The sequence below is a fragment of the Novosphingobium sp. TK71 genome, from assembly GCF_055361505.1.
Genome location: NZ_CM143962.1, coordinates 1929101 through 1941417 on the forward strand (window position 1 = coordinate 1929101; position 12317 = coordinate 1941417).

The window sequence follows — 12317 nt, forward strand, 5'->3', positions numbered from 1 at the left end:
TGTCAGTTCCCGTTCGATGAAGCGGCGATCGTGGTGGAGGCCGTGGGGGCCGCTGCCGGTGCGGCCTGGGCGACGGCGGCCGTCCCGCCTGCCGCTGCCAGCGGCGCGGAGATGCCGGGCGCCGCTTCCGACCGTGCGTTTTCAAGAGTGGCCACGGCCTTGCCCGAACGCAGGATGATCTGGCGCGGCACTTCGGCGATGACGATGGTCTGCCCGCGTACCGCGTAGTTCACCGGGCCTTCGTCGCCCTTCTCGTTCTTCACGAGGATTGCGGGAACGGCGGTATTGTCGGGCCAGAGCAGATAAGTCGAAATGCCGTCGTCATAGACCCGCGAGGGCTGGAGCTTGGCAAGGCCGGTGCGCTTCCACGCAAAGTTGAGCGCGGCGGCATCCACCGGCGTCGCGGCCGGATCGCCCGCCGCCAGCGCCTGTTCGGCAGGATCGAGCCCGGCCAGCGCGGGCGCCCCTACCGCGCCCGGCACCGCTTCGGCGGGTTCGTCCTTGTACGTGAAGCGCAGCATGTAGAGCGCGCGCGCCTTGGGCGAGGCCACGAGGTCGAAGAAATAGGTGTGGCGATTGGTCACCACCGTCATGTTGGTGCGCGCGCTGGCTTCCAGCGGCTTCACGAACAGGAGGTCGGCACGCTTGTTCGGCGTGATCTGCCAGGTCTGCGAATCGCCCACCGCGACATTCTCGATCGCCTCGTTCCTGCCGAAGGCGATGGTCGCCTGAACGCCGGTCTTCCCGTCGATCCGCACGACTTCGTTGTCGGTGAAGGCATGTTCGACGAGGCGCTCGTCCGCCTGTGCGGCAGCGGCCTGCACGAAGGCAAGGGCGGCGGCGGTCGCGGCCAGGGCGCGAATCATGTGAACTTCTCCTTGGCCGGTGCGCGGCCAGTGCTGTTTGATGCCACATCGTTGGACGGGCGGAACCGGCTGCCGATCCCGCGCGCACGCGATGCATTGCTCGAACCCAGCGGCTCGACTCCGCCGCCCGAGACTTGCGTTATCACGGTTCGCCGGTCGCTTGAATGCGCTGTCGTGCCCTGGTCCTGTCCGGGAACCGGCGCCATGGCCGCCGCGCTCGCCGCCGAGACCGCCGCCGTGCGGGACTGGCCGGCAGTCGGAGCAAAGGGCTGGACCTGCCCGCCGATGACGGAAACCGGTGCGGGAGGCGCCACGTTGTCGCGCCCTGTGCGCGAGCGTTCGGGGCTGGCGAGGCCGAATACCTGCCAGCCGGACACCAGCGTACCGGCGATCTTGAGCACCATGCCCATGAGCGCGAGATGGACGGCCGCCACCACGAACAGCGCCATGGCGGCACGGCCGTCGATCTCGCCGAGCTGCGCGCCCTGCACCAGCGCCGAGACGATCGGCACCAGCAGTTCCAGAGTGATGCCGCCGCCAAGCACGACGAAGAGCGGCGTCGTCGCGGTGAGCACGACACCGCGCAGCCAGCCGGCGGTAAGTCCGCGCGTGCCGCCGAACAGCGCCATGACGACGAAGATCGGCCCGAGCGCGAGCAGGATGGCCAGCGCGATGCGCGCTGTCAGCAGCACGCCGACGGTGCCGAGCAGCAGCATAAGCGCGCCCATCCACATCACGCTATCGGGCGAGAACAGCCCTGCGGCACCGGCCGCCTTGGCCGCTGCGCCGCCCTGAGCTGCACCCTGTGCCGCATCCCCGCCGTTCTGGCCCGCATTCTGGCCTACATTCTGCGAAGCTTCGGCAATGGCGTTGAACACCACGTCGATCCGGTCTCCGAAGATCTGCGTGGCCGATCCCTTTGCGCCCATCAGCAGCGACGCGATCCAGTCCGGGCCGCCTACCGCAAGCTTCCAGACCACGCCCTGATAGGCGATCCAGCTCGTCGCGAAAGTCAGTACGAGGCCCAGCGTCAACATGCGCGGGGTCAGTGCCGAGATACCGAGGCTGGAGCGCCCGGTCAGCAGCGAGATCGCGAAGAAGGCGATGTAGAGGGTAAGCAGGATGGTCAGCACCGGGGCCATCGCCCCCTCGGCGCCGAACAGGCGGCCGAACGCGGCCGAGGCCATCTCGTTGGCCACGCAATCGACCGCACGCAGCGCCGGGGCGACCCCGGCGGATGCGACTTCGGTGAGCTGTTCGCAGGCGGTGCTCATGGCCGGGTTACTCCGCCGCCTCGATCCAGGCGTCCTCGTCCTCGACCTCTTCGGGTTCGCCGGGCCACGGGAAACCGGTCAGGCGCGGATACCACGCCGCCGGATCGTCGCCATAACGCTCGCGAAGCTGGTCGAGCTTGCGCACCGTGCTCTCGCGGCCGGAAAGCACGGTGAGCACTTCGGGCATCCCTGACAGGTCGAGCCTGACCACCGCCGAGGCATCGGACTGGCGGACCAGGAAGCAGCGGGACTGCGCGGGCAGCGTCTTGATGACGTCCAGCTCGTGCTGCGACAGGCCGAAGCCCTCGCAGTAATCCTCATGCCGGGCGCGGGCATTGGGCATGAACACCATCGTCGCGGTCTGCTCGACCAGCGCGGTGGCGATCCTGCTGTCCAGCGCATCGCGCGCGGACTGGGTGGCGAAGCCCACCAGCGCGTTGCGCTTGCGCAGCGTTTTCAGCCAGTCGCGGATGCGGGCGGCGAAGACTTCGTCGTCAAGCGCCTTCCAGCCCTCGTCGATGAGGATCATCGTCGGCTCGCCGTCGAGACGCTCGTCGATGCGGTGGAACAGGTACATCATGACCGGCGTGCGCAAGCGCGGGCTTTCCAGCAGCGCCGTCATGTCGAAACCGAGCACGCGGGCGGAAAGGTCGAGACGGTCATGCTGGTTGTCGAACAGCCAGCCGTGCTCGCCTCCCCCGTTTGGCCCATGGCTTATCCATGCATCGAGGCGCGATGCGAGATCGCCCGGCTGCGGGCGCCGCGCGCCGGCCAGCAGTTCGCGGAAGTGCGAGAGGCGGCGCAGCGAGGGATCGTTGTGATAGGCCGCATCCACCGCGCCCGCGATCGTCGCCAGTTCCTCGGGGCCGCGCGCTTCGAGCAGCACGCCCAGCCAGTCGCGCAGGAAGGCGCGGTTGGCGGCGGTGTCGGGCAGCGAGAGCGGGTTGAACCCGGTCGGATGGCCAGCGGCAACGCGGCTGTACATGCCGCCGATGCCCCGCAGGAACACCTCGGCACCGCGATCCTTGTCGAACAGCACCGTGCGGGGCCCGAACTTCTGCGCCTGCGCGGCCAGGAAGTTCATGACCACCGTCTTGCCGGAACCCGACGGACCGATGACGGTGAAGTTGCCGAGATCGCCCTGATGGAAATTGAAGAAGAACGGCGTCGAACTGGTGGTGGAGAGCAATGTCACCGCATCGCCCCAGTGATTGCCGCCAGCCTGTCCCATCGCAAAGCCGTGAAGCGAACCGAAACAGGCCATGTTGGCGCTGGAGATCAGCGCGCGGCGCACGATGAATGCCTCGTTGCCGGGAAGCTGGCCCCAGAATGCGGGCTCCATGTTGACGTCCTCGCGCACCGCCACCGCGCCGGCATCGGCGAGCGAGGCGGCGCAAAGCGCGGTCGCCTCGTCAAGCGCGTCCAGCGTATCGGCACGCACGAGCACCGAGAGGTGATGGTCGCCGAAACCGACCGCGCCGGTTCCCAGCGCATCGCGTGCAGCCGACATCTCGCGGCGCTCGGCCATGGCTTCCTCGTCCGCCGAGCGCAGGCGGCGGATGGCAAGGTCGATGCGCTCGCGGGCGATCTGGCGGTCCGAAGGCGCGTAGCTCTCGGTCAGGACCAGTTCGCAAGGCAGGCGCAGCAGCGCATCGGTGAGCCCGGGCGCGGTGCTGTCGGGATAATCCTTGAGGCTGACGACCGAGGCGAACGAGGCGCTGGCCGCGCCGCGCAGCTCCAGCGCGTCCATGCCGAAATTGATGCGGCGGTAGGGCAGCATGTGGCCGATGTCGGTGCCCTCGGCCGGGCGGCGCACGGGGCGCATCTCGCCGTTGTAGAGCGCGGAAAGCAGTTCGAGCACTTCGGAGCACGCACCGGCCTGCCCTTCGTAGTCACCCAGCAGCCGCGCGCCATAGGCACCCAGCGAGGCGACCATGGCCGAGGCGGCCGCGCGCAAGGCCCGCACGTCGGCGAGATCGGCCTCGACCGGCGCGGAACCCTTGTTCCTGAGCATGCGCGAGAGCTTGTCCGGCCAACCTGCCTTGCCGCGTGCGGGGCGGCGGACCAGGGTGATGAACTGGTCGTTGACGAAGAGCGCACCGGATCCGGTGCGGGCCCGCCAGCGCGCGTCGATATGCGCGGCGAGCGGGTCCTCGAACTGGCCGCCCATCGCGATCTGCACACGTCGGCGGATCACGTGATGGTAGAGAACGAAGCGGGCATCCAGCGAGGATCGGAGCAGCACTTCGCGCGTGGCGACGTGCGCGTTGAGCTCATCGCTGTCGGCAGTCTCGAACGCAAGCCCCGGCACCATCAGCGAGAGCATGACCGAGCCGTCGCGCAGCAGCACGACATTCTCGTCCACCAGCGCCTGGTAAGGCAGCCGGTCTCCGACCAGCGTTTCCCTGGCTCCCCAACCCTTGAGAACCGATTTCCTGTTTCCGGCCATCGTTATTTCCCCCGCTTCCCCGCATCCAGACCCGTACCCGGGCCGGGATCAGGGCGCGTAACTGTTGCAGCCCCAGCGCTGCCAGTTCGGCACGCGCGGGCATTTGCTGACCTTGGCGATCCACAGGTCGAACACCCGGGGCTCGCGAAGACAGGCGAGGTATCCCGCGCCATGAATTGCGATCGCCGCCGGCACCGCCCAGAAGCTCTTGGTGATGAGGAATATCTCCGTCGTCACCGCAGCGTTGATGATGAAGAAGCTGTACGTCACGCCCCCGAACATCTGCGGGCGGGTGAGCGCGCGGTGCACCGGATAGCGGGCGAGGCTCATCAGCCGTCCTCAGCCCGCCGCCGACTGGATGCCGGTCACGATCGCGCCCGCGCCGAACAGCACGAAGCAGCCGATGATGACCGTGGCACCGAACCGCCAGTTCATGCGGCCGGTCAGCATCATGAAGCCGACCGCGGCAACCGCCATGACCGCAACCGCCGTGGCGACATTGCCGAGCAGCGTCCCCTGGAGCCAGCTGAGCGCGGCCACGATCGGGCCGGAACCGGCCGGATCGGCGCGCGTGCCCGCCTGTGCATGGGCGATTGCCGGTGCAAGACCGAAAGCAGCTGCAAAAATCGTGAAAAGACCGCGCATATTGCGGATCTGAAACTGAGCGTATCGAATCACCATGCCCTCCGTATGAGGGCGCAGTGCTCCATCCTGATGACAGAAGTGTGACGACAACACGGCCAAATCGACAGCCATGTTGCAATCGTCACACCCGATTTCCGTTCAGCGATCCCAGCCTGCGCCCATCCCTCTGCGCATGAGCCCTTATACTTCAGGGGTACTCAAAATGGCCAGTATCCGCCAATTCCTTGGGGAAAATTCGGTAGCTCCCGAAGTTAGAACGATTTAATTTCGAAATCGCCTAGCGAGACGCCCGCGCATTGGCGCGCAGCAGGTTGTTGAGCGCCAGCCGGGCAGCTGCACGCGAATCGACCCAGCTGCCGTCGGCCAGTTGCAGATCGTAGCGATCCGAGCTGCCGACAGCGGCGCGATAGGCCGCTATCGCCTTTTCGGTCTGCCCATTGGCGGCATAGGCCGTACCGAGATTTATCAAGGTGGCGGGATCGTCCGACCGGGCCGCGCCGGAGCCCTCCAGCTTGCGCACGGCAGCATCCGCATTCCCGGCCGCAAGCTCGGTATAGGCCACTTCCACGCGGTCGTTGCGCGGCACATCGGTCATCGGCGTGGCGGCGGCCTGGCTGAGCATGAGGGTGGCGGCAAGGGCAGTGAGGGACATGGCGGTTCTCCCGTTTCTCTATCTGTGGACTATCAGCAACATCCGCCCAGCCAAGTCGCTCCGCAAGAAAATGACGTTACTGTCATAAAACTGCAATGGACGTGTGAACCGGCCCGACAACCGCGAGTCGCACCCGCCGGGAGCCTCACTTGCCCCTCATGGTCACACTGTCGTCGTATAAGTGCAGATTTCTGTCACGGTATCGCCAACAAACTGTCACCCCTCAGCCCTAGACCCCGCGCTCAGCGAAGGCGGACTCGCCGTCTCGTTCCGACCTGACCAACGGGGGAATTCACGTGAAGACCATTCATGGCGTGCTGCTTCTGGGCTGCAGCGCACTCGCTCTCGCCGGCTGCGGCGCCGACGACATCTCCTCGCCGGGCGCCGGCTCGATCGACGTGGACATCAACAACCCGGCTCCCACGCCCACCCCGACCCCGGGCACCGGCCTGGTCGAGGCAGCGGCGGAGTGCCCCGGCACCGCGGCCACCGGCGGCCTCGTGCTGAGCAACGACGGTACCATCGAAGGCCCCGAAGGCAGCTGGCGCGTCTGCACCCTGCCCGCGCTGGTCAACGTCAGCTCGACGCTGCCCAAGCGCACCGGCGTGGTCTATCGCCTCAACGGCCGCGTCGACGTGGGCTGCGACGGCGGCTTCAAGGCGCCGACCGCAACTTCGACGTTCGCCACCACGACCGTCGCCTGCGGCGCGCGGACGCTCAGCGCCGACACGAACGTGACGCTGACCATCGCGCCGGGCGCGATCGTCTATGGCGACAGCACCTCGGCTCCGGCCTGGCTCGCCGTCAACCGCGGCAACAAGCTGATGGCGGAAGGTACCGCCGCACTGCCGATCATCTTCACCAGCCTCCAGAACATCCAGGGCTCGAACACCAACGATTCGATGGGCCAGTGGGGCGGCGTCGTGCTGCTCGGGCGCGGCGAGATCACCGACTGCTCGACCGGCATGGGCACCACCGCAGGCAACAACTGCGAGCGCGTGACCGAAGGCGCGGCAGATCCCGCGAACTTCGGCGGCCAGGACAACACCTACAACGCCGGCAGCATGAAGTACGTGCAGATCCGCTTCTCGGGCTATTCGCTCGCTCCGGGCAACGAACTCCAGTCGCTTACCGGCGGCGGCATCGGCAGCGGCACCCAGCTCGAATACATCCAGTCGGTGAACAGCTCGGACGACGGCTCCGAATTCTTCGGCGGTGCGCTCAACCTGAAGCACTACGTCGCCATCAATGCCGACGATGACAGCCTCGACCTCGACACCGGCGTCCAGGCGAACGTCCAGTTCGCCCTGATCGTGCAGAAGCCGAACGCCGGCGACTCGTTCCTCGAGTTCGACAGCAACGGCAACGAAGCCGACGATCCGCGCACCAAGATCACCGTCGCCAACTTCACCGCCGTCCAGACCAGCGTGGGCTCGGGCAACAGCGGCAACCAGGCCTCGATGCTGTTCCGCGGCAACTCGGACGTCACTCTCGTCAACGGCGTGGTCTACACCCCGACGAACGAGTGCCTCCGCCAGAACGGCACCACCGCAGGCGGCTCTGCCGCGACCTCCCTCACCGCCCACTCGGTGGTGATGACCTGCGGCGGCACCGGCGCCTTCCTCGGCACCGGCACTTACGACAATGCCGCCGTCCAGGCCGCATTCAACGCCGGCACCAACAACAACGCCGCCTTCACCTCGACGCTGACGAGCACGTTCGTCAACGGCGCCGGCGAAACCGCGGTCCCGGCTTACGCCAGCCTGTCCACGCTCTCGAGCTTCTTCACCAACGTCACCTATATCGGCGCGGTCAAGGACGCTTCGGACACCTGGTATCGCGGCTGGACCTGCGACACCACCAACGCGAACCTCGGATCGAACAGCGCCTGCACCGCAGTGCCCACCGTCTGATCCGACCGCCCGCAGCATAACAAAGGGGGGCGGTCCAAGCTGGCCGCCCCCCGTTCGCATCCGATCCGATCGCATCCGTTACGTGTTCCAGGGGGACAATCCATGATCAAGCCGCGGCTCGTCACGCTGCTGCTCTCCACCGCGTTGCTCGCGCCGACCGCGGCGTGGGCACAGGACAGCACTTCCGCTCCCGCCTCCGGCATTGCCGGCGCCGTTCCCACTCAACCGGCGGATGACGCGGCGGCCGGAGAAGAGGCGCCCGACGTCTCGATCCCGGGCGGTGCGATCATCGTTACCGGCCAGCGCAGCCGCAACATCGAGCGCACGGCCCCGCAGGTCATCTCGGTCCTTTCCAGCGAGCAGATCGCGCGCACCGGCGAAGGCGACATTGCCGGCGCGCTGGGCCGCGTCACCGGCCTTTCGGTGGTCGGCAACGGCTACGTCTATGTTCGCGGCCTCGGCGACCGCTACTCGCTCGCACTGCTCAACGGTTCGCCGCTGCCCAGCCCCGAGCCGCTCAAGCGTGTCGTCCCGCTCGACCTCTTCCCCACCAGCATCATCGCCTCGTCGCTGGTACAGAAGAGCTATTCGACCAACTTCCCCGGCGAATTCGGCGGCGGCGTCATCAACCTGACGACCAAGTCTATCCCGGAAGAAAGCTTCCTGACCATCGGCGGCGGCATCGGCTGGGATACCGAAACCACCAACAAGCTGGGCTACACCTATTACGGCAGCCAGACCGACTGGACCGGCTACGACAACGGCAACCGCTCGCTTCCCGCCCCGCTCAAGGCCTACCTGAAGAGCGACACCGTGATGGGCTCGGGCAGCGACCAGGCGCTTGAAATCGGCAGCACGCTGTTCCGGGGCCGCAACTCGGTGGTCCAGAAGGTCGACAAGATGCAGCCGAACTTCTCGGCCGATCTTTCGGCGGGTACGCGCGCCGAACTCGGCGACGCCACGCTGGGCGTGATCGCGGCGGCCGGCTACTCGAACAAGACCCAGACCCGCGATGCCGTGCAGCAGCTTACACAGGGGCTGAGCGCCAACCCGGACAATCTCTGGGAAGACTACCGCACGGTCAGCACCGACAACCGGATCATCGTCAACGGCATGCTGGGCCTCGGCCTCGAATGGGGCGACAACTCCATCCGCTGGACCAACCTCTACATTCACGACACCAGCAAGTTCACGCGCCTTCGCGCCGGCCACCAGGAGAGCAACCAGGACGTCGACTACATCTCGCAGAAGACCGCCTGGTACGAACGCGCGCTGCTCGACACCCAGTTCACCGGTGAGTTCAAGCCGGACGACAAGACCTCGATCGACGTACGCGCCGGCTTTGCCAACTCCAAGCGCCTCTCGCCGTTCGAGATCGACTCCGAATATATCCGCACCAACGACGGCACCCAGTTCGGCGAAAACTTCGTCAACACCATGGGCACCGGGGCGGTCGATCCCACCACGATCAGCTTTTCGCGCCTGAGCGAGGACGTGTGGTCGGCCGGCGTCGACGTCTCGCGCCAGTTCTTCGACGGCTGGCGCGGCACCGCCGGCTATGCCTATCAGCTGAACCGGCGCACCAACACCAACCGCCAGTTCGGCGTCTATGCCAGCGGCAACCAGTCGCTGATCCAGGCTTTCGGCCTGCTGCGGCTCGACGTGCTGCTGCAGCCGGGGATGTGGTATCTGAACGATGCCTCGGGCATCAACTACAACCTCGAACTGCGTGACCTGACCGCCAACGTCGGCCAGTTCGATGCCCGCCTGCTCAACCATGCCTATTACGGCAAGGTCGATGGCCAGATCACCGACAGCCTCTCGATCGACGCCGGCGTGCGCTGGGAATATGCCAAGCAGACGACCGTCCTTCGCCCGGTCGGCGGGGTGGCCACGCCGACCACCGGCCTCAAGAAGGAATACTTCCTGCCTGCCCTCACGCTCACTTACGAGCTTGAGCCCGGCATGCAGGTCCGCGTGAACGGCTCGAAGACGATCGCCCGCCCGCAGTTCCGCGAGCTGGTCTACCAGAACTTCTACGATCCCGACAGCAACCGCACCTATCGCGGCAACCCGTTCCTGAAGGACAGCCAGCTCACCAACGCCGAGGCCCGCTTCGAATGGTACTTCGCGCGTGACCAGCGCGTTTCGGTGGGCGGTTTCTACAAGCACATCAAGAACCCGATCGAATCGATCCTCGCCGGCTCCGAAAGCTTCATCACAACTTACGCCAACGCCCCTGCGGCGGACCTCTACGGCGGCGAGCTGGAAGTGCAGAAGAACGTCGATCTCGATACGATCGGCGGCGCCTTCTTCGAGAACCGCCGTCTCGTGCTGATCGGCAACTACACCTACACCAAGTCGAAGCTGAAGGTCGGCGCGGAAGACACCACCGACATCTACGGCGCCAGCACGACCCAGCTTGCCAGCGACTACTTCCAGAACGGCGCGCCGCTCACCGGGCAGTCGGAACACCTGCTCAACTTCCAGCTCGGCATGGAGGACACCTCCGGCCTCTCGCAGCAGACGATCCTGCTCAGCTATGCCAGCAAGCGTTCGGTCAGCCGTGGCCTGGTGGGCAGCATCCGCCAGCCCGACGTCATCGAATACCCCGGCCTGCGCGTGGACGTGGTGCTGCGCCAGGGGATCGCACTGGCCGGCAGGGAACTGGAACTCAAGCTCGAAGGCCGCAACCTCACCGGGCGAAAGCACCTCGAATACCAGACCTTCGAGGACGGCCGCGTGGACTTCAACACTTACGCCCTCGGCCGGGTCTTCTCGCTTTCGGCCACGGCCAAGTTCTGACGATCTCACCAGGGAGGCGCCTGCCCTCCCTACGGCAACTGACGGACCGGTCGCAGCGATGCGGCCGGTCCTTTTTTCTTTGCCAGCACCGGTCGCCCGCGCTAAGGGCCGGCTTGTCATCTGGGGAGTAGCCGCCTGCGCCCCCTTGCCCCGGCCATCGCCCGGACAAGACCAGCAGGACCTGTCGTCAACATACTTGGTCGAGAGACCATGGCGCACAGGAGGACGGAAAATCCGTCCGGGCGAGACCAATGGCGTTGCAGTTCCGTCCGGCCGGGCGGGTTCTGCCGCGCTATTGTCTTGTCTGTTGCCCGGCCCGGAGAATTCACTTGGAAGCCCTGCTGACGTCCACCGCCGTGGTCGCGCTCGCCGAAATCGGCGACAAGACGCAATTGCTTGCGATCGTCCTCGCCACTCGCTTCAAGCGCCCCTGGCCCATTGTCGGCGGCATCTTCGTGGCGACGCTCGCCAACCACTTCCTCGCAGCGCTGGTCGGCGAGCAGGCCTCCGCCTTCCTCGACGGCCAGTGGTTCCGCTACCTCGTTGCGGTCAGCTTCATCGCCATGGCCGCATGGACGCTGATCCCCGACAAGTTCGACGAAGACGACGAGCCCAAGCCCAGCCGCTTCGGGCCCTTCGTGGCCACCGCCATCGCCTTCTTCCTCGTCGAGATGGGCGACAAGACCCAGCTTGCCACGATCGCGCTGGGCGCCCGTTTCCAGAGCGTGCTCCCGGTCATGGCCGGCACCACCATCGGCATGATGCTGGCCAACGTGCCCGCGGTGTTCCTCGGCAACGAGATCATCAAGCGCGTCCCGCTGAACGTGGTGCGCACGATCGCGGCGCTGCTGTTCCTGGTGATCGGCCTCTGGCTTCTTGCCCAGACTGCGGGCCTGCTGGGCTGACGATCCCTGCGGTTTCCGCGCCCTCGCGAGGTAAATCTTTCGCCTTGCGGGGGACGGCGGAGCCGTAAAGACGCCGCCTCGGCAGCAGATGGCGAGCCCTCGGCTTCGTCCGGCAGCTCAGATCGCGTCGAAGACGTAGCCCAGGGAGCGCACGGTGCGCAGCGGATTGCCCGCACCCACACCCTTCAGCGCGCGGCGCAGGCGGCCGATCCAGACGTCCACCGTGCGTTCGTCCACTGGCGGCTCCTGCTTGCCCAGCGCGGCGATCAGCTGGGTACGGGTGAAGACCCGGCCCGGATGCTCGATGAAGTAGCGCAGCAGCCGCAGTTCGTTGGGCATCAGCGAGATCGGCCTGCCCTGCCAGCGCGCCTGGAACGCCGCGACATCCACCGACAGTTCACCCTGCGCGAGGACGCGGCCGTTGGCGGTGTCCTGCTCGCTGATATTGGCGCCCAGCACCCGGTCCAGCAGGGCCGAGCGGGTCAGCGGACCTACCATGTAGTCATCCGCGCCCATGCGCAGCGCACGCTTGCGATCATCGACGTTGTCTTCCTCCAGCACGATCGTGACATGTGCATGCGAGGTCAGACTGTCGGCCCGCAGGCGGCGGCACAGCTCAAGGCCCGACATTTCGGGCAGCACCCAGTCGATGAAGACCCAGAGCGCGCCTTCGATCAGCGGAAGCTCAGCAAAGTCGGTCCAGCGGTGAAGGAGGACGTCGAAATCGTCGTGCCGAAAGGCCGCATGGCCCCCGGAAAGCTCGCTCGCCAGCAATATGTCGATCCGCCGCATGGCCCCCTGCGCATTA

General features: G+C 66.5%; 10 protein-coding genes and 1 riboswitch. Of the genes, 3 read left to right on the forward strand and 7 right to left on the reverse strand.

All coding sequences use genetic code 11. The features are described 5' to 3' along the window. Nucleotides 1-2: 2 nt before the first annotated feature. The 6 genes from ACXJ16_RS08930 to ACXJ16_RS08955 all read right to left on the reverse strand — a co-directional run bounded on the left by ACXJ16_RS08930 (nucleotide 3) and on the right by ACXJ16_RS08955 (nucleotide 5886). Nucleotides 3-866, reverse strand: coding sequence for a TrbG/VirB9 family P-type conjugative transfer protein (locus tag ACXJ16_RS08930; RefSeq protein WP_463920455.1), 864 nt, complete (start codon nucleotides 864-866; stop codon nucleotides 3-5). Next, entirely contained in the window at nucleotides 863-2140 is a 1278-nt protein-coding gene (locus ACXJ16_RS08935) for a TrbL/VirB6 family protein (protein ID WP_324698506.1), read from the reverse strand. The genes ACXJ16_RS08930 and ACXJ16_RS08935 overlap by 4 nt, the downstream gene beginning before the upstream one ends. Before the next feature lie 7 nt (nucleotides 2141-2147). Then, nucleotides 2148-4589 (reverse strand): VirB4 family type IV secretion/conjugal transfer ATPase, encoded by a 2442-nt coding sequence (locus tag ACXJ16_RS08940; RefSeq protein WP_324698504.1) that lies wholly within the window; start codon nucleotides 4587-4589, stop codon nucleotides 2148-2150. Between the two features lie 48 nt (nucleotides 4590-4637). Then, nucleotides 4638-4919, reverse strand: coding sequence for a VirB3 family type IV secretion system protein (locus ACXJ16_RS08945; RefSeq protein ID WP_054440221.1), 282 nt, complete (start codon nucleotides 4917-4919; stop codon nucleotides 4638-4640). Nucleotides 4920-4928: 9 nt separating this feature from the next. Next, nucleotides 4929-5234: a TrbC/VirB2 family protein gene (locus ACXJ16_RS08950; RefSeq protein WP_324698502.1), complete on the reverse strand. Its 306-nt coding sequence runs from the start codon at nucleotides 5232-5234 to the stop codon at nucleotides 4929-4931. Between the two features lie 277 nt (nucleotides 5235-5511). Next, nucleotides 5512-5886, reverse strand: a complete 375-nt coding sequence (locus tag ACXJ16_RS08955; protein WP_185997860.1) for a tetratricopeptide repeat protein — start codon at nucleotides 5884-5886, stop codon at nucleotides 5512-5514. Nucleotides 5887-6182: 296 nt separating this feature from the next. On the opposite strand from ACXJ16_RS08955, the gene ACXJ16_RS08960 reads away from it, so the two are divergent. The 3 genes from ACXJ16_RS08960 (at nucleotide 6183) to ACXJ16_RS08970 (ending at nucleotide 11509) form a co-directional block, all read left to right on the forward strand. Beyond that, entirely contained in the window at nucleotides 6183-7799 is a 1617-nt protein-coding gene (locus ACXJ16_RS08960) for a beta-helix domain-containing protein (RefSeq protein ID WP_054440217.1), read from the forward strand. Nucleotides 7800-7901: 102 nt separating this feature from the next. Further along, entirely contained in the window at nucleotides 7902-10604 is a 2703-nt protein-coding gene (locus ACXJ16_RS08965) for a TonB-dependent receptor domain-containing protein (protein ID WP_463920458.1), read from the forward strand. A 108-nt stretch (nucleotides 10605-10712) separates the two neighbouring features. Beyond that, a riboswitch (yybP-ykoY riboswitch) is annotated at nucleotides 10713-10844 on the forward strand. 89 nt (nucleotides 10845-10933) lie between these two features. Further along, nucleotides 10934-11509, forward strand: a complete 576-nt coding sequence (locus ACXJ16_RS08970) for a TMEM165/GDT1 family protein (RefSeq protein WP_054440213.1) — start codon at nucleotides 10934-10936, stop codon at nucleotides 11507-11509. A 117-nt stretch (nucleotides 11510-11626) separates the two neighbouring features. Here the strand turns inward: ACXJ16_RS08970 and ACXJ16_RS08975 are convergent, their stop codons facing one another. Next, nucleotides 11627-12301, reverse strand: a complete 675-nt coding sequence (locus tag ACXJ16_RS08975) for a response regulator transcription factor (protein ID WP_054440211.1) — start codon at nucleotides 12299-12301, stop codon at nucleotides 11627-11629. Nucleotides 12302-12317: the final 16 nt, after the last annotated feature.

Coding starts and splice junctions, on each gene's coding strand:
- ACXJ16_RS08930 (WP_463920455.1), bottom strand. CDS start 866: ATGATTCGCGCCCTGGCCGCGACCGCCGCCGCCCTTGCCTTCGTGCAG.
- ACXJ16_RS08935 (WP_324698506.1), bottom strand. CDS start 2,140: ATGAGCACCGCCTGCGAACAGCTCACCGAAGTCGCATCCGCCGGGGTC.
- ACXJ16_RS08940 (WP_324698504.1), bottom strand. CDS start 4,589: ATGGCCGGAAACAGGAAATCGGTTCTCAAGGGTTGGGGAGCCAGGGAA.
- ACXJ16_RS08945 (WP_054440221.1), bottom strand. CDS start 4,919: ATGAGCCTCGCCCGCTATCCGGTGCACCGCGCGCTCACCCGCCCGCAG.
- ACXJ16_RS08950 (WP_324698502.1), bottom strand. CDS start 5,234: ATGCGCGGTCTTTTCACGATTTTTGCAGCTGCTTTCGGTCTTGCACCG.
- ACXJ16_RS08955 (WP_185997860.1), bottom strand. CDS start 5,886: ATGTCCCTCACTGCCCTTGCCGCCACCCTCATGCTCAGCCAGGCCGCC.
- ACXJ16_RS08965 (WP_463920458.1), top strand. CDS start 7,902: ATGATCAAGCCGCGGCTCGTCACGCTGCTGCTCTCCACCGCGTTGCTC.
- ACXJ16_RS08975 (WP_054440211.1), bottom strand. CDS start 12,301: ATGCGGCGGATCGACATATTGCTGGCGAGCGAGCTTTCCGGGGGCCAT.